The sequence below is a fragment of the Sphingomonas albertensis genome, from assembly GCF_014358075.1.
GTDB lineage: Bacteria > Pseudomonadota > Alphaproteobacteria > Sphingomonadales > Sphingomonadaceae > Sphingomonas > Sphingomonas albertensis.
In genome coordinates this window covers 11,398-26,650 of sequence record NZ_JACONT010000048.1, presented here as the reverse complement: position 1 = coordinate 26,650, position 15,253 = coordinate 11,398, and the positions used below count along the sequence as shown (strand labels likewise).

The 15,253-nt window shown below is 66.2% G+C and carries 18 protein-coding genes; 6 read left to right on the top strand and 12 right to left on the bottom strand.

Features of this window, described 5'->3' with window-relative positions; genetic code table 11:
- Window positions 1–62: 62 nt before the first annotated feature.
- Genes H8S47_RS16925 through H8S47_RS16890 form a run of 8 tightly spaced genes read right to left on the bottom strand, consistent with a single transcriptional unit; the run spans window position 63 to window position 7,617 of the window.
- A complete protein-coding gene (locus tag H8S47_RS16925) occupies window positions 63–470 on the bottom strand; it encodes a hypothetical protein (RefSeq protein WP_187504948.1) in 408 nt (135 codons plus the stop codon).
- A gap of 54 nt (window positions 471–524) precedes the next feature.
- Window positions 525–1,520: a type II secretion system F family protein gene (locus H8S47_RS16920; protein WP_398457340.1), complete on the bottom strand. Its 996-nt coding sequence runs from the start codon at window positions 1,518–1,520 to the stop codon at window positions 525–527.
- Window positions 1,521–1,526: 6 nt separating this feature from the next.
- A complete protein-coding gene (locus H8S47_RS16915) occupies window positions 1,527–2,498 on the bottom strand; it encodes a type II secretion system F family protein (RefSeq protein WP_187504947.1) in 972 nt (323 codons plus the stop codon).
- Window positions 2,499–2,545: 47 nt separating this feature from the next.
- Window positions 2,546–3,823 (bottom strand): AAA family ATPase, encoded by a 1,278-nt coding sequence (locus tag H8S47_RS16910; protein ID WP_187504946.1) that lies wholly within the window; start codon window positions 3,821–3,823, stop codon window positions 2,546–2,548.
- Complete coding sequence (locus tag H8S47_RS16905) at window positions 3,823–4,452, bottom strand: CpaD family pilus assembly protein (RefSeq protein WP_187504945.1); 630 nt, start codon at window positions 4,450–4,452, stop codon at window positions 3,823–3,825. The genes H8S47_RS16910 and H8S47_RS16905 overlap by 1 nt, the downstream gene beginning before the upstream one ends.
- A gap of 34 nt (window positions 4,453–4,486) precedes the next feature.
- Entirely contained in the window at window positions 4,487–6,049 is a 1,563-nt protein-coding gene (locus tag H8S47_RS16900; protein ID WP_187504944.1) for a type II and III secretion system protein family protein, read from the bottom strand.
- A gap of 1 nt (window position 6,050) precedes the next feature.
- On the bottom strand, window positions 6,051–7,094 hold the full coding sequence (gene cpaB, locus H8S47_RS16895) for a Flp pilus assembly protein CpaB (protein WP_187504943.1): 1,044 nt from the start codon (window positions 7,092–7,094) through the stop codon (window positions 6,051–6,053).
- A gap of 46 nt (window positions 7,095–7,140) precedes the next feature.
- Window positions 7,141–7,617, bottom strand: a complete 477-nt coding sequence (locus H8S47_RS16890; RefSeq protein WP_187504942.1) for an A24 family peptidase — start codon at window positions 7,615–7,617, stop codon at window positions 7,141–7,143.
- Between the two features lie 19 nt (window positions 7,618–7,636).
- Here H8S47_RS16890 and H8S47_RS16885 point away from each other — a divergent pair, with 19 nt between their 5' ends.
- From H8S47_RS16885 to H8S47_RS16865, 5 genes are all read left to right on the top strand, one after another.
- The gene (locus H8S47_RS16885) at window positions 7,637–8,611 is read left to right on the top strand and encodes an alpha/beta fold hydrolase (protein ID WP_187504941.1); all 975 of its coding nucleotides are present in this window, start codon (window positions 7,637–7,639) and stop codon (window positions 8,609–8,611) included.
- Window positions 8,608–9,693: an NAD(P)/FAD-dependent oxidoreductase gene (locus H8S47_RS16880; protein WP_328805589.1), complete on the top strand. Its 1,086-nt coding sequence runs from the start codon at window positions 8,608–8,610 to the stop codon at window positions 9,691–9,693. The genes H8S47_RS16885 and H8S47_RS16880 overlap by 4 nt, the downstream gene beginning before the upstream one ends.
- 38 nt (window positions 9,694–9,731) lie before the next feature.
- Window positions 9,732–9,905: a YegP family protein gene (locus tag H8S47_RS16875; RefSeq protein WP_187504940.1), complete on the top strand. Its 174-nt coding sequence runs from the start codon at window positions 9,732–9,734 to the stop codon at window positions 9,903–9,905.
- A gap of 346 nt (window positions 9,906–10,251) precedes the next feature.
- A complete protein-coding gene (locus H8S47_RS16870) occupies window positions 10,252–10,884 on the top strand; it encodes a division/cell wall cluster transcriptional repressor MraZ (protein ID WP_187504939.1) in 633 nt (210 codons plus the stop codon).
- Window positions 10,885–10,912: 28 nt separating this feature from the next.
- Window positions 10,913–11,257: a hypothetical protein gene (locus H8S47_RS16865; protein WP_187504938.1), complete on the top strand. Its 345-nt coding sequence runs from the start codon at window positions 10,913–10,915 to the stop codon at window positions 11,255–11,257.
- A 178-nt stretch (window positions 11,258–11,435) separates the two neighbouring features.
- Here the strand turns inward: H8S47_RS16865 and rnhA are convergent, their stop codons facing one another.
- Genes rnhA through ispH form a run of 3 tightly spaced genes read right to left on the bottom strand, consistent with a single transcriptional unit; the run spans window position 11,436 to window position 13,808 of the window.
- A complete protein-coding gene (gene rnhA / locus H8S47_RS16860; RefSeq protein WP_128455367.1) occupies window positions 11,436–11,903 on the bottom strand; it encodes a ribonuclease HI in 468 nt (155 codons plus the stop codon).
- Window positions 11,900–12,850, bottom strand: a complete 951-nt coding sequence (gene thrB / locus H8S47_RS16855) for a homoserine kinase (protein ID WP_187504937.1) — start codon at window positions 12,848–12,850, stop codon at window positions 11,900–11,902. Before thrB ends, rnhA begins: the two co-directional genes overlap by 4 nt.
- A 1-nt stretch (window position 12,851) precedes the next feature.
- Complete coding sequence (gene ispH, locus H8S47_RS16850; RefSeq protein ID WP_187504936.1) at window positions 12,852–13,808, bottom strand: 4-hydroxy-3-methylbut-2-enyl diphosphate reductase; 957 nt, start codon at window positions 13,806–13,808, stop codon at window positions 12,852–12,854.
- Between the two features lie 122 nt (window positions 13,809–13,930).
- Between ispH and H8S47_RS16845 the strand changes: the two genes are divergently transcribed.
- Entirely contained in the window at window positions 13,931–14,569 is a 639-nt protein-coding gene (locus H8S47_RS16845) for a hypothetical protein (RefSeq protein WP_328805587.1), read from the top strand.
- Between the two features lie 52 nt (window positions 14,570–14,621).
- Here H8S47_RS16845 and H8S47_RS16840 read toward each other — a convergent pair whose 3' ends face one another.
- Entirely contained in the window at window positions 14,622–15,230 is a 609-nt protein-coding gene (locus tag H8S47_RS16840; protein WP_187504935.1) for a Dps family protein, read from the bottom strand.
- Between the last annotated feature and the right edge of the window lie 23 nt (window positions 15,231–15,253).

The following is a 15,253-nucleotide window of genomic DNA, read 5'->3' as shown; positions in this document are numbered from 1 at the left end:
CAGACTCGGCTCCCGCCTTCGCGGGAGAACAAGGGGACAGGGGCTAACCCACCCCCAAAACCTCACCGACGCGGCTCGAAATCGAACCAGCCCCGCTTGGTCCCATCGGCGTTATACGCCGGCCGGCCATAAGCCGGCCGCGCCGAAGACAGCGCCCCGGACCGCGACGTATCGACAACCGGATCACGCCCAATAACGGGCGCCCGCTCGACAACCGGAGTCGCAACCCGCGCCGCCTCGACGTCCTTCACCAACCGAGCATTCTCCCGCTCGGCCTCGACCGCCCGCTTCTCCGCAGCCGTCGCCCGAACGTCGCCCTCCTTCTTCACCGAAGCATGCGCATCCCGCTCCGCCAGATAGCGCGCCTTCCACTTCTTGCCGCCCGGATGGCTCGCCAATCCGAACAGCCAGCCGGCAACGAAAACCAGCGCAAGCGCCGCGAACTGCGTAGGTGTGGAAAACAACGGCATCGTAAAAACCCTCCTGTTACGGGAGCCCAACGATCCGCCGCGCCAGCGGTTGCTTCAGGTCTTCATCAGCGCATCGGAGATCGAACACGCCGCCGGCCCGAGGATGACGACGAACAGCACCGGCAGGATGAACAGGATCAAAGGGATCGTCATGATCGCCGGCAACCGTGCTGCCTTCTCCTCCGCGCGCATCATCCGCTCGTTGCGGAACTCGCCCGACAGCACGCGCAGCGCCGACGCCAGCGGCGTGCCGTATTTCTCGGTCTGGATCATCGTCGTGACGACGCCCTTCACCGCATCCAGCTTCACCCGCATAGCCAGGTTCTCGAACGCCATCCGCCGATCCGTCAGGAACCCCAGCTCGATCGCGGTCAGCGTGAACTCCTCGTCAAGCTCGGGATACGCCCGTCCCAGTTCCCGCGCGACGCGGTGGAAAGCGGCATCGACCGTAAGCCCGGCCTCGGCGCAGATCACCAGCAGATCCAGCGCATCTGGAAGTCCCTTGCGTATCGCGTCCGACCGCTTCTTGATCTTGTTGTCGAGATACAGGTCGGGCGCCTTGTAGCTCAGGATGAAGGTCATCGCGACGAGCCCGTATTTCTTGAGCGGCCCCCAGCTCGCAAAGCCGTCGGTGCCATACACCCAGTACAGCATCGCCCCGCCCAGCACGATCGGCAGCACCAGCCGGCCGAAGATCACCGCCGGCGCCCATTCCTTCGATCGGATGCCGGCCTGCATCAGCTTCAACTGGACCGCCTTCACCTGGCTGTCCTGCAGCATCTTCATCGACGACAGCATGCCGCGCATCTTGTCCGCGGTGTCGTTGCGCTGGACCAGCTTGGCGCGGCGCTTGGTCGAGGCGGTGATGCCCGCCTTCAGCTGCTCGCGGCGATCGTTCAGCGCCTTGACGCGCTTAGTCATCGGATCGCTCACCGTGGTCGCGGCGTAGATCGCGACCATTACCGCGAACGCGGCAATGCCCGACAGGATCGTCGCGACCGTGAGTACGTCGAAACCAAGCAAGGTAGGTCCGCCGGTGGTGCCCATCATCTGCCCCTAGATCTCGAAGCTGATCATCTTGGACATGATGAAGGCGCCGATCGCCATCCACACCATGCCGCCCATGCCGATCGCCATCAGCCGCTCGTCGATGAAGAAATTCTGCATGTACGTACCGTTGATCACCCAGATCATCCCGAACACGATGAACGGCAGCGCGCCGATGATGTACGCCGACGCCTTCGACTCCGACGACATCGCCTTGATCTTGAGCTTCATCTGGCCGCGCAACCGCAGCACGTTGGACAGGTTCGCCAGGGTCTCCGCCAGATTGCCGCCGGTCTCCCGCTGGATCGCGATGGTGATCACGAAGAACTGGAACTCGGGCGTGCCGAGCCGGTCCGCGGTTTCCTGCAGCGCGGCATCCATCGTCCGGCCGATCTTCATCTTGTCGCTGACCGCGCGAAACTCCTCGCCGACCGGCCCATCGACTTCCTGGCCGACGACGCCGATCGTCTCGCTGATCGGCAGGCCCGATCGGAGCCCGCGGACCAGCAGGTCGATCGCGTCGGGGAACTTGGCGGTGAACTTGCCGATCCGGCGCGCGATCGTCTTGCTCACGACGAAATGCGGCAAGCCGACACCGATGAACAGGCCGACGAAAAGGGCCAGCAGGATCGGCAGGCCCCTGAGGGCCATCAGCAGCGCGACGACCAGCGTAATGCCCGCGGTCGCCAGTCCATATTGGCCGACGGTCCACGTCTTGCCGGTCATCGCCAGGCGTTTGGCGAGCTGGACGGGATTGGGCAGGATACGCGTGAACGCGACGTCCATCTTCGTGTTGCGGTTGGTCGCGATGCGCCGCATCTGCGCTTCGGCGACGACCAGCGCGTCGCCGTGGCGCTCGCGCAGCGAGGCGATCCGCCGGGACTGCGCACGGCTGGCCGACGGTCCCGCGAAGGCGAACGCCACCATGCCGAGCACCACGACGGCACCGATCATCACCAACAGCAGCGGCAACATTTCCATCGTGGCCTAACTCTGTCTTGTCGTTATGCGGATCGAACGCGCGCTGCTCACTTCGTCTTCGCCGCGCGCTTGGGAAGCAATCCCTTGAGATCGCCGAACTTGCCCATCAGCGACTTGCCCTTCGCCTTCACGCCTTCGGTCGAGGCATCGGGCACGGCCGAAGCGAGCGCGGTCGCCAGCGCCAGGATCGGCGCGATCGTCTTCGAGGTCTTGCCGACCTCGACGATCGGCTTGCCGAGCTTGGCCGCCTGCGCGGCGAGCTTCTGGTCGAACGGCACCAGGTAATCGATCTTGCGCTCGATCGAGCCTTCGAAATCCTTGCGGTTGATCTCGAGTTGGCCGCCGGCGTGCATCCGGTTGGCCAGAACGAACAGCTCGGTCTGCGGCGCGTTCGTCTTCATCCACGACAGGATACGGATCGTGTCGCGTGCTGCCGCCAGCGTCAGTTCGGTGACGATCACCGCAAGCCGAACCTCGCTGATCAGATGCGGATGCTGGATCAGCATCGCACGCGGCAGATCGACGACGGTGCATTCGAATGCTGACCGCATCTCCTCCTGCAACTGATAGAAGGCGGAGCCGTCGGTGATCAGTGGCGTGTTGATCGGCGCTTCGGCACTCAGCACCGACAGCTTGTCCGACGCCTTGACCATCGCGCGTTCGATGAACAGCCCGTCGATCCGGCTGGGGTTGTCGATCGCATCGGTCAGGCCGCGACCCGGTTCTAGATCTAGGCCGAGCGCGCCGGTTCCGAAATGCACGTCGAGATCGAGCAGCGCGGTGGCGCGATCTTCCTTGTCCGCGAGCAACCAGGCGACCGAAGTCGCGATCGTCGATGCGCCGACCCCGCCACGCGTGCCGACGACGGCGATCGCGCAATGCGGGCGATCAGGCGACACCTCGACATGCTTCGGCGCATTCAGGATCGTCTGCGCGTGACCGAAGGCCTCGCGCAGCATGTCCGGATGCAGCGGCTTCAGCAGATAGTCCTGGATCCCGCTGGCGACGAGATCACGGTACAGGCGAACGTCGTTGACCTGCCCCGCGGCGATGACGACGGTGCCGGGCTCGCACACTTCGGCAAGTGCGTTGATGTCGTTCAGCGGGTCGCCGGATTCGGCGAGATCGACGAACAGGATCTGCGGCGAGGCCGACACCGACAGCGACTGGATCGCGTTGCGCAGGCCGCCCTTGTGGATCTTCTCGACCGCCCAGCCGAGTTCGCTGGCGATCGGGCGCAGCGCCTCGGCGGTGATCTCGTCGCAGACATAGGCGGTGAAGGGCTCGCGGTGCGCGATGCCGCCCGGCTTCCAGGGTGCGTTCATCACTTGCCTCCCGTGCCGGCCGCGGCGAGGCCGGCGGCGCCGGTGGGTGCCTTTTTGCGATAGGTATCGATCGCCTTGTACGACAGCGCGGCATCGGTCGTCTCGGTACCCGGTGCGCCGCGCACTAGGTCGGCGGGATTGGCGATCATCGCCGCGAGGTTGCGATTGGTTGCGCAGCCATAGTTGGACGAGGTGTTCGCTTCGAAGTCGTTGGTCGAATCGCGCGACCAGTCGGGGCAACCCGGCACGGTCGCGCGCATCCGGCTGACGACCACGCGGATCGAACCCGGCGTCACCGGGGCAGGCGTCACGGGCGCATCGGCGCTTAGCAGCAGGCCATAGCGCGAAATGACCGCGGATACGTCGTCGCGAGCGCGAAACCCTTCTGCAGCGGGATCGTCGATCGTCACCCGGTCGCCATAACCGAGCCGCATCGTCTCGACCCAGCCTGCCAGACGTTCCGTTTCGCCCGAGGCGAGCGCGCCGCCCGCGACGCCTAGGTCTAGGGCATAGTCGGTACGGCTGACGACGGGCTGATGGACCGATTCGAGACCGCGATTCTCGGTACCCACGCAGCCGCCGAGCAGCAGTGCGGGGACGAGAGACGCTAGGATCGATTTGTTGATCATCGGATGTCCTTGGTACGTTGCGCGGACGCGCGGCTCAATTCGAGAAGCCGGGAGTGGGCACGGCGGCCCTTTTCGACTTGGTGCCCGCCTTGGTATCGGGACGGGGCATGGCGTCGTCCTCGGCGCGGCGGACGTCGCCGCGTGCCATCGGCAGGATCGGAGCGACCGCGCCGACCGATGGCTGGGCGTAGGTCGGCGGCGCGACCGTCGGCACCGGCCGCTTGCCGCCACCGCTCGCGCTGAGCGTACCCAGCAGGACACGGTCGAGATCGCCCGGCGCCCGCGCACCATCGGTCGGCAATGCGATGTCGCTCGCGTTGTTGACCGGTTTCACCAGATACGGGGTGATGACGATCACCAGTTCGGTCTCGTTGCGCTGGAACGCGTTGGAACGGAACAGCGCGCCGATGATCGGCAGGTTCGAGAGCCCCGGCGTCTTGTCGTACGAATTATTGTGGCTGTTCGACAGCAGACCGCTGATCACCATGCTCTGGCCCGAACCGAGTTCGACGGTCGTTTCGGTCCGGCGCGTGGTCAGGCCGGGAACGCGCGTATTGTTCAGCGTCACCGCGTTCGAATAGTCGAGCTGCGACACCTCGGGGCGAACCCGCAACGAGATGCGGCCATCGGACAATACCGTCGGCGTGTAGGCCAGGCTGACACCGTATTGCTTATATTCGACCGTGCTCGTCCCCAGTGCCTGTGCGACCGGGATCGGCACTTCGCCACCGGCCAGGAACGTGCCCGTCTCACCCGACAGGGCGGTAAGGTTCGGGTTCGCCAGCGTCGTGACCTGGCCAGTGGTCTCGCCGAGATCGATCGTTGCGAGCAAATCCAGTCCGAGAAGATTGCCCGCCAGGCCCAGCGTCGTTCGCTGCGCACCCGTCGCATAGGTCGACGTCTTCGCGCCCGTCGTGGGATTATAGGTGATCGTGCCCGGCGACCCCGTGGTGCTGCCGAACTGGATGCCCGATCCGCCACGGTCCTGCGTCAGCAGATTGACCCCGATATTCTTGACGAAGCTCCGCGTGACCTCGGCGATGCGCACCTGAAGGTTCACCTGCAACGGCGTCGCGGTCTTCAGTCGCGATAGCACCTTCGTCGAATCGCCGACGAAAGCCTGCACCAGCCGCTCGGCTTCGGCAGCGTCCTCGGGCGCCAGAACCGTGCCGGTCAGCAGGATCAGCCCGTTCATCGGCGTCGCGACGACCTGTGCCTCGGGCATCGCAAGCCCGAGCATCTGCTGGACCGAATCAAGGTTGTTGCCGACCCGGACGGTCGCCGCATAGACCACCGCGCCGCCCTTCGTGGTCGCGGAGATCGTCGTCTCGCCCGTCTTCTTGCCGAACAGATATAACTGCGTCGGCGAGCGGACCTGGACGTCGGCGATCGTATCGTCCGCCACGAACAGGTCGGTCATCGGCCGCGCGAGCGTCACCAGCCGACCGCGGCCGGTGTTGACCTGCACGATGGGCGATCCGGCCGGTGCAGCCACGGCCGTGCGGCGTTGCGCGAGAGCGGGGGCGAACGGCGCGGCGCTGGCTGCGACCAAGGCGACGACCAGAGGCCAGCCCGGCGGCGTCATCGGAATGCGCATGTCAGTTCTTCCCCCCGACCGGAACGACGGTGATTGCGTTGCCGCGCGCCACCCGCACGACCGGCCCTTGCACGGCAACCCCGGCAGCGCCGCCAGCGGCAGGTGCCGTCGGCATCATGGACATCCCCGCCTGACCGCCGCTGCTTTCGGGCGGCTTTCCGGGGACCGAGCTTCGCTGATAGCGCGAGACGTCGGCACCCGTCTGATAGCTCGAAGCCCCCCCCTGGGGTTGGCTCGCAAGCCGCACCATCATCGCCTTTTCGGCCTTCGGATCATTGCCATCGGGCACCTTCACCGCCCCGGACGCGATCGCCTCTTCGAGTTCGGCCGAATTGTCGGCGATCGAGCGCAGCGACAGCGACAGCGTGCCGAGCGTCTGCGCGACGGCAACCTGCTCCGCCATCTTCGGCGTTGCCTCGATCGTCACGTTCGAGAAGGTCTGGACCTTGGTCTTGCCGTCTTCGCCGACCAGATTGTCGGTGCGCTGGTCGGTGGCGAGCACGCGGATGTTGCGCATGATCGTCTCGGACACCTTCAGCGGCTGGCCGTCGCCCCCGCCCGGGACCGTCTGCGTCAGGACCAGATCGATCCGATCGCCGGGAAACACGAACCCCGCGACCGCAGCCTGCGCCGACACGGGGACGGTGACCGCGCGCATGCCCGGCCCCAGCGCGGCGGCGAGGAAACCGCGGTCGCCCGGCTTTACCAACGCCCCTTGCGTCACCGGCTGCCCGGCGGTGATGATGCTGCGCACCACCGTGCCCTGCAATGACTGGAGGTTGGTCTTGTCCCGAAGGTAATAGGCGTTGTCGACCAGTTCCTTGGGCCAGGGCTGAAACTTCAGCGCGGTCGCATCGAGGATCGTGCCGACCGGCAGCGAGCGGGTCGCGACCAGCACTTCGGGCCCGTCGACGACCGGGGCCGCCATCACGGTCGCACCGGCTTGCGGCGCAGAACTGCCGGCGATCAGCGTTCTCGCAAAGAATGCCGTGATGGCTGCGACTATCAGCGCCCCAACCAGCAATATGATCTTACGACTGTCCATGACTAGTTCGTGCCTTTCGGGCGCCGGTATTTTGCTTCGGCGTTAATCATGACTGAAACTGATTAAGGAGTGGTTCGCGCAGGGCGAGCAGGCCTGCGAACGCTATCGCAACGCCGTAGGGCACTTCGATCTGGCCTGACGTTTTCTTGATGCCGCGCTCGATCATCATGACGATCGTCACCACGCCGCCGGCGATCGACATCACCATCAGCATCGACAGGAATGCAGGGAAGGGCAGCCACAACGCGAGCGCGACGATCAGCTTGACGTCGCCGCCGCCCATCATCCCGAAATGAAATGCGACCAAGAACACCGCGAACACCGCGAGCGCCACGCCGACCTGCAACGCCATGTCGGGCCAGATGTCCAACCCATTGGCATACCACCAGACCGGCGCGAGCAGCGCGATCGTGGCCGTCTTCCAGTTGGCGATCTCGCGCGTGCGCGCGTCCTGGATGCCCGCGGAGACCAACAGGCCGCCGAGCACGAGAATCAAAATTGGAAGAGCAATGTTCCACCCCATCGGCTAAGCCCTAACGGAGATGGCTTTCGAAAAAGTAACCGTCCCGACCGGTCCTGCATTCGACCCCGTGCGCCGCGCGATTCCCGCCGACGCGCAGGTCGGTCAGTGGGTTGCATCCGACGGCTGGAAACTGCGCCGTTTCGACTGGCCGGCACCGGACTCGCGCGGACGACTGCTGTTCCAGACCGGCCGCGGCGATATCTTCGAGAAGTATCTGGAGACGTTCGCGCACTTCCATGCGCAGGGCTGGTCGGTCACCGCGTTCGACTGGCGCGGGCAGGGGGGCTCGGGGCGGTTGTCGCCGGACCCGCATGTCGGCCATGTCGGCGACTACGGCCTATACGACGCGGATTTCGCGGCGTTCTGGGCGGACTGGCGTGCGGAGGGCGCAGGGCCGCGAATAGTGCTCGGGCATTCGATGGGCGGGATGATGGTCGTGCGTGCGCTTGCGGCCAAGTCGATCGATCCCGATGCGGCTATCCTCGTCGCGCCGATGATCGGTCTGAAATCGCCGATCGGTGCCACCGTCGCCGCCCACATCGCGCGTTGGATCGCAGGGCTGGGCGACCCGATGCGCGCGGCGTGGCGCGGCAACGAACGGCCGGGCGCGCTGGCGTCGCGCCGATCGCTGCTGACGCATGACGGCGACCGCTATGCCGACGAACGCTGGTGGCAGGACCGCCACCCCGACTTGGTGCTCGGACCGCCAAGCTGGACGTGGCTCGCGCACGGGTTCGCCGGTGCCGCCGCGCTGGCATCGGATCCGCGGATCGAGACGATCGCAACGCCGGTGCTGATGCTGATCGCCGACGCCGACAAGCTGGTCGATCCGCGCGCCGCGTTGCGGCTCGGCGCGCGCCTGCCCGATGCGCAGATCGTCCGGTTCGGCCCCGAATCGGCACATGAGATACTGCGCGAGGCGGACGGCGTGCGCGACCGTGCGCTGGCGGCGATCGATTCGTTCCTGGCGGCCGTCGTGCCTGCGCGTCCGTGAAGCCGGTCTACGATATCGCGATCGTCGGCGCGGGCATGGCCGGCGCCAGCCTCGCCGCTGCGATCGGGTCGCGTGCCAGCATGCTGGTGCTCGAAGCGGAGGCCTCACCCGGCTATCACGCTACCGGCCGCTCGGCCGCGTTCTGGTCGGAAACCTATGGCGGCCCGGATATCCAGCCGCTCACCACCGCCTCCGGTCCGTTCCTTCAGGCCGGCGGGCACCTCGCGCCGCTCGGTTCGGTCCACATCGGTCGTGCAGCAGACGCAGTGGCGATGGAAGCGTTCCTCGCAGAGTTCGCCGACAGCGACGTCGTCCTCGACCGAGTCGATCCAGCCGCGTTCGTACCCGGTCTCCGCCCCGAATGGACACTCGGCATCCGAGAAGCGAGCTGCGCCTATATCGACGTGGCCGCGCTCCACGCCGAGAGCATCGCCGCCGCGCGTCGTGGCGGTGCTACCTTCGTCACCGATGCCGCATTCGTCGGCGCGATCCGCACCGCCGGTGTCTGGAGCATCGATACGAAGGCCGGCAGCTTCCAGGCCCGCACGCTCGTCGACGCCGCTGGCGCCTGGGCAGACGATGTCGCGGCGCGCGCGGGTGTCCGTCCGCTCGGCCTGACCGCCTATCGCCGGACGATGGTGCAACTTCGTACCGACCCGGGCGCACCCGAGGGCCTGCCGCATATCGCCGACATCGCCGGGCGCTTCTATTTCAAGCCCGAGCCCGGCGGTCGCCTCTGGCTCAGTCCGCACGACGAGACCCCGACGGACCCATGCGACGCCGCACCCGAGGAGATCGACATCGCGATCGCGGTCGACCGGTTCGAGCATGTCGTCGACTGGCGCGTCGCCGCGGTCGAGCGGAGCTGGGCGGGCCTGCGCACCTTCGCGCCCGATCGCCTGCCGATCTACGGCTTCGACCGCGACGTGCCCGGCTTCTTCTGGTGTGCAGGCCAGGGCGGCTTCGGCATCCAGACCGCCCCCGCCGCCGCGTTGCTCGCCGCCAGCCTCGTGCTCGGCACGCCTCCCGACCCGGCGGTCGCGGCGATCGATCCGGCACGCTATTCGCCCGATCGGTTTTGAGTTAGCCTGCGACCTCCTTTCACCGAGGGATAGTCGATATGGCGCACAAGTTCGTGATCGAGCAGAACAAGGCCGGCGAGTACGTCGCCAAGTTCAAGTACAACAGCGAAACGATGTTTTGGACCGAAGGCTATTCGAGCAAGGCCGGCGCCCGGAACGCGATCGAGTCGATCATCAAGAACGGGCCAGCCGCGCCAGTCGACGAAACCTGACGAAATCGTCCGAGTCGCGCGGGCGTCCCGACCGAAACAGGGCACCCGCCGACCATTTTTCGTTCATTTCACGTCGGATCAGCAGCCGGCGCACGCACTGATTCCGCATATTTCGCATACCAATGTGCTGCATGAATCACATTTCATGCCGGAGAAATTCCGGATTTGTTCTGCGAAAAACCAACGGGAATGACTTAGTCTCTGAAAACTAGAGAAATGTTAGTTTATTCGCTTGGTTAACGCGCCATCAACTGCGCGTCGGCAGAGCAATTCCACAGCTTCCGGATAGAGCATTCGGAGAAACCTGTGATGTCGGCACCTCGTCGTTGTTGAGGGTGTAACGATCATGGACGAACTCTTCGTGGGAAGTGCGGTTTCTACGATCAGCGCGCGTGGCGAACTGATCCTTCCCGAGCATTTCTGCATTACGATACAGGCACGACAAGCGCGCGAGGATCTGTTCATCGGGCTTCACGCCGACGATCCCTGCATGCTGGTCTACGATCGCCGCAGCGTTGCCGACCAGCATTGCGCGCTGTCCGAGCTTGGCGGCGAGCAGGCATGGGACAGCGGGACGCGCGACACGCTGCTCCGGCGACGCCTCGGCTTCGTCGCGCCGGCGCAGATGGACGGCAAGGGGCGACTGCGCATCGCGTCGTGGATGCGGTCGCGGCGGGGTGTGCGCCAGCGCGCGCTGCTGGTCGGCATGGGCCGTCATTTCGAAGTCTGGAACCTGGATCAGGTGCTCGAACAGGGGCCGGGCGACCTGATCGTGCTGGCCGCGTTGCATCTCGATTCGCTCACTCTGGCATCGCCCACCATCAAGGAGGATCATCATGAACCTGCTCTGTCACGCCTCGGGGCACGTCGCCGCGCCGCTCGTCCTGGAAAATCAGGGGTTCCTGTTCAGCCGCTGCCAGCGCTGCCGGCACGACCTGATCCGCTCCGCGCCATCGGTAGTCGGGTCGGCGGCCGATAGCTGGACCGGTGTTCCGGAAGGATTGCGGGTGGCGTGGCGTTCGACGGACGTCTCGGCGTTCGATCGGCCGTCATGGTTGCAGCAGTCCTGGGCTCGGATGCGGGACCGCGGTCAGCAAACCGCGATCGCGGTCGGCGACGCGGCACAGGTCGCGCTGGCGGTGGTCGGCTGGCACGCCACCGATGCAGCCCGCCGTGCCAAGCAGACCACGCTCGCCGCCTACCGCTCGGGCCGCCGCGTGATCCGCCTACCTCGCCCTGCACGGCCACCGCATGCGGGCATCGTCATCATAAACCTGACGATGAACCGCGACCCGTCCTGGCGGGAAACCGTCCGCTCGGACACGCAGTTCGGCGACGTGGTCGGGGCGTGACGCGCCGCAATCCTCCCCCGCCAGGGGGAGGTGGCAGGCTCTCGCCTGACAGAGGGGGAGGAAAGGTAAACGCCGGCTCCGTGTCCGCCCCCTCCGTCGCCTTTGGCGCCACCTCCCCCTGGCGGGGGACGATCGTAGCGAAGCCGAAACCGTCCGTGTCGATCGGCTGCAACCGCCCTCAGCGCCGCCCCGCAGCCACCGCGGCATCGCTCGCCAGCTTGTCCGCCCGCTCGTTCTCCGGGTGCCCGGCATGGCCCTTGACCCATTGCCACTCGATCTTGTGCCGCGCCACCGCGGCCAGCAGCGCGTGCCACAGTTCGGCGTTCTTCACCGGCTTCTTGTCGGCGGTCTTCCAACCGTTGCGCTGCCAGCCCTTCACCCACTTGGTCAGGCCGTCCATCACGTATTTGCTGTCGGTGTACAGCGTCACCGCGCAGGGCCGGGTCAGCACGTTGAGCGCCTCGATCGCCGCGGTCATCTCCATCCGGTTGTTGGTCGTCGGGGTCTCGCCACCGGACAATTCCTTCTCGTGCGCGCCCATGCGGATCACCGCACCCCAGCCGCCCGGCCCCGGATTGCCCTTGCACGCGCCGTCGGTGAAGATCTCGACCTTCGTCATGGTCGGGGCAGCTACGTCGTCAGTCATGCGAATAGATCGTCCTTGCGATACGCCTCGAATCGCCGCCAATACGCCAGCGGATCCTTGCGCGTCACCAGCGCATCCGCCGGCGTGTTGAGCCAATCCCACGCCCGCGTTGCCAGGAAGCGAAGGCACGCCCCCTGCGCCAGCACCGGCAGCGCGGCGCGCTCGGCCGGAGAGAGCGGATGCCGATCGACATACCCCGCGACCAGCGCCTTGCCGACCCCGGCGTCATAGCCCTCGCCCTGCGCATCGAACGCCCAGGCGCTGTGCAGGATCGCCAAGTCGTAGGCGCGGATATCGGTGCACGCGAAATAGAAGTCGATCAGCCCCGTCACCCGGTCGCCGAGCATCAGCACGTTGTCGGGAAACAGGTCCGCGTGGATGACGCTGCGCGGCAGGTCGCTCGGCCACGCGGCGACAACCGCGTCCGCTGCCGCACTCACCGTATCGAACAGCCCCGGCTCGATCGCATCCAGATCGCGGCCACATTTCGCCAGCAAAGCGCGCCAACCGTCGGGCCCCAGCGTGTTCGGCCGCATGCCATCAAACCCGGCGAGGCTGCCATGCATCGCGCCCATCGCGGCACCAGCCGCATACGCCTGCGCCTCGCTCGGATGCGACACCGACACACCGGTGAGGAACTCGATCAGGCACGCCGGCCGCCCGCAAAGCTCGTGGATCAGCGCACCGCTGCGATCGGGCAGCGCCCGCGGCACCGGGTTGCCGTCGACCGCGAGATGATCGAGCATCGCCATGAAGAACGGCAGATCGTCCGCCGATACGCGCTTTTCATACAGCGTCAGGATGAACCGCCCGGTCGTCGTATCGACCAGGTAGTTGCTGTTCTCGACCCCCTCGGCGATGCCCTTGGCCGAGACCAGTTCGCCGTGATCGAATTTCGCGAGGAACGCGCCCAGCGCCTCCGCCGAAACCTGCGTGTAGACCGCCATGCTAGGCGGCCGCCTCCAGCCCGCGCGGCAGCTTGAACGCGATCGTCTCGCGGTTGGTCTCGACCTCGCGTTCGGACACCGTGTAGCGCTCCGACAGCCGGTCGACGAGTTCGCGCACCAGCAGTTCCGGGGCCGAGGCACCCGCGGTGATCCCCAGCGTGGCGACGCCGGCGAGGAAGTCCCAATCGAGCTCGCTCGCGCGCTGGATCAGCATCGCCGGCGTACCTTCGCGCTCGGCGACCTCGACCAGTCGCACCGAGTTCGAAGAGTTGGGTGCACCGATCACCAACACCGCATCGACACTGTGCGCAATCGCCTTCACCGCGGTCTGGCGGTTCGACGTGGCGTAGCAGATATCCTCGCCACGCGGCGGCAGCATCTGCGGGAAGCGGCGCTGCAACGTGGCCACCACCGCGGCGGTATCGTCGACCGACAGCGTCGTCTGCGTCAGGAAGGCGAGGTTCGACGGATCGGCCGGTGCGAACACCTCGGCGTCCTCGACCGTCTCGATCAGCGACATCGAGCCTTGCGGCACCTGTCCGAACGTACCGATCACTTCGGGATGCCCGGCATGGCCGATGAACACGATATGCCGCCCGGCCGCGACCAGCCGCTCGGCCTGGCGGTGGACCTTCGACACCAGGGGGCAGGTCGCATCGAGATATTCCAGCCCGCGCGATTCGGCATTGGCCGGGACCGATTTCGGCACGCCGTGCGCGGAGAACACGACCGGTGCGCCATCGGGCACCTCGTCCAGTTCCTCGACGAAGATCGCGCCCTGCGCCTTCAGCGTGTCGACGACGAACTTGTTATGGACGATCTCGTGGCGGACATAGACCGGGGCGCCATGCTTCTCGATCGCCAGTTCGACGATCCGGATGGCGCGGTCCACGCCGGCGCAAAAGCCTCGGGGTGCTGCGATCAACAGTTCGAGCGGCGGCTTGTCGATTGGGCTCATGATGCGTCAGCCTCTACGCGATTGCTTGCCTGGACGATAGCCGGTTCCTATGGTGCGCCGCGACAGGGGCCGCTTGCGACACGCGGTGGCCCTTTCGCTCGTTCGAGAAGGTAAGCGTCGCCGTGAAAGCCCCCATCCTAGCCGTTTCGGCGTGTGCGATCCTCCTGACCGGTTGCGCCGGCAAGGGCGAAATCGATGCGACCGGCGGCATTTCCGCGGTCCGTTCGGTCTGCCCGGCAGTCGCGATCCCGGCGGCAACCGGCGACATCACCTTGTTCAATCCGGCCACCAGCCGCGACCAGTCGGCGATCGACGTCGCCGCGCTGATGACCAACGTCCGCTCGACCTGTGCCGACGCGACCGACCAGGTCGTCACCAGTGTCACCTTCGACATCCGCGCCCGCCGCAACCGTACCGAGGGCGCACGCGACGTGACCCTGCCATATTTCATCACGGTGGTCCGCGGCGGCACCGCCGTCGTCGCCAAGCGCATCGGTCGCGTCGCGCTGCACTTCGATGCGGGCCAGGCTCTCGCATCGGCTTCGGCAACCGCCTCGGCTACCGTGGCACGCTCGGCCGCGACGCTGCCGGACGAGGTGCGCGAGAAGCTGACCCGAAAGCGCAAGCCCGGCGACCAGGATGCAGCGGTCGATCCGCTGAGCACCCCGGAAGTACGCCAGGCCGTGCTGCGCGCCAGCTTTGAGGCGCTGGTCGGCTTCCAGCTCACCGACGACCAGCTCAAGTATAACGCGACCCGCTAATCGATAGTCCCTCTCCCCGCCGGGGAGAGGGAAGGGCGCGCGTCCGGACCTCTTACTTGTCGTCGCGGACCAGTTCGGTCGCGGCGAGATGCTCCGCCAGAAACCACACCTGCGGCTCATGGGTGCGGACGATATTGCTCACCAGCAGGTCGTTGGTGCCGTCGTCGCCCGACTCGTCCGCTGCCTGCGCACCTTCGTGAGCCTGGCGCAGGATGATCTCATGCGCTTCGAGCAGGCGGGCAAGCTGGGTGGGTACGTCTTCGCGGCCCTTGGGCGGGCGGGGGATCGTCGTCATCTCGGCGACGTCATGCGCCATCGCGATTGAGATACCGCCTAGCGCCATGATCCGCTCGGCGACGAGATCGACGAGCGCGGCCTGCTCCTCGTAATGCTTGTCGAGCAGAAGGTGCAGCTGATAGAAAGTCGCACCCGACATCTGCCAGTGATGCTTCTTGTACATGTCGCGGATCGTCATCGTGTCCGCGAGCACTTGGTTGAGCGTGGCGACGCTCTGCGCGCGGGCATTGTCCTCAAGTGCGATCGGCAGGCGCTTGAGCGTGCCGTACGGCTGGATCTCGCGATACTCGACCTTGTACTGCGGCTGTGCTTCGACCGATACGGTGGTGTCGGCCTTGGCCAGCTTTGCGGGTTTCTTCGCCATTGAGAATTCCTGTCTGTTCGGTT

Excerpts from the sequence above, each read along its gene's own strand:
- H8S47_RS16925 (WP_187504948.1), bottom strand. The coding sequence starts at position 470 with ATGCCGTTGTTTTCCACACCTACGCAGTTCGCGGCGCTTGCGCTGGTT.
- H8S47_RS16920 (WP_398457340.1), bottom strand. The coding sequence starts at position 1,520 with ATGATGGGCACCACCGGCGGACCTACCTTGCTTGGTTTCGACGTACTC.
- H8S47_RS16915 (WP_187504947.1), bottom strand. The coding sequence starts at position 2,498 with ATGGAAATGTTGCCGCTGCTGTTGGTGATGATCGGTGCCGTCGTGGTG.
- H8S47_RS16910 (WP_187504946.1), bottom strand. The coding sequence starts at position 3,823 with ATGAACGCACCCTGGAAGCCGGGCGGCATCGCGCACCGCGAGCCCTTC.
- H8S47_RS16905 (WP_187504945.1), bottom strand. The coding sequence starts at position 4,452 with ATGATCAACAAATCGATCCTAGCGTCTCTCGTCCCCGCACTGCTGCTC.
- H8S47_RS16900 (WP_187504944.1), bottom strand. The coding sequence starts at position 6,049 with ATGCGCATTCCGATGACGCCGCCGGGCTGGCCTCTGGTCGTCGCCTTG.
- cpaB (WP_187504943.1), bottom strand. The coding sequence starts at position 7,094 with ATGGACAGTCGTAAGATCATATTGCTGGTTGGGGCGCTGATAGTCGCA.
- H8S47_RS16890 (WP_187504942.1), bottom strand. The coding sequence starts at position 7,617 with ATGGGGTGGAACATTGCTCTTCCAATTTTGATTCTCGTGCTCGGCGGC.
- H8S47_RS16885 (WP_187504941.1), top strand. The coding sequence starts at position 7,637 with ATGGCTTTCGAAAAAGTAACCGTCCCGACCGGTCCTGCATTCGACCCC.
- H8S47_RS16875 (WP_187504940.1), top strand. The coding sequence starts at position 9,732 with ATGGCGCACAAGTTCGTGATCGAGCAGAACAAGGCCGGCGAGTACGTC.
- H8S47_RS16870 (WP_187504939.1), top strand. The coding sequence starts at position 10,252 with ATGGACGAACTCTTCGTGGGAAGTGCGGTTTCTACGATCAGCGCGCGT.
- rnhA (WP_128455367.1), bottom strand. The coding sequence starts at position 11,903 with ATGACTGACGACGTAGCTGCCCCGACCATGACGAAGGTCGAGATCTTC.
- thrB (WP_187504937.1), bottom strand. The coding sequence starts at position 12,850 with ATGGCGGTCTACACGCAGGTTTCGGCGGAGGCGCTGGGCGCGTTCCTC.
- ispH (WP_187504936.1), bottom strand. The coding sequence starts at position 13,808 with ATGAGCCCAATCGACAAGCCGCCGCTCGAACTGTTGATCGCAGCACCC.
- H8S47_RS16840 (WP_187504935.1), bottom strand. The coding sequence starts at position 15,230 with ATGGCGAAGAAACCCGCAAAGCTGGCCAAGGCCGACACCACCGTATCG.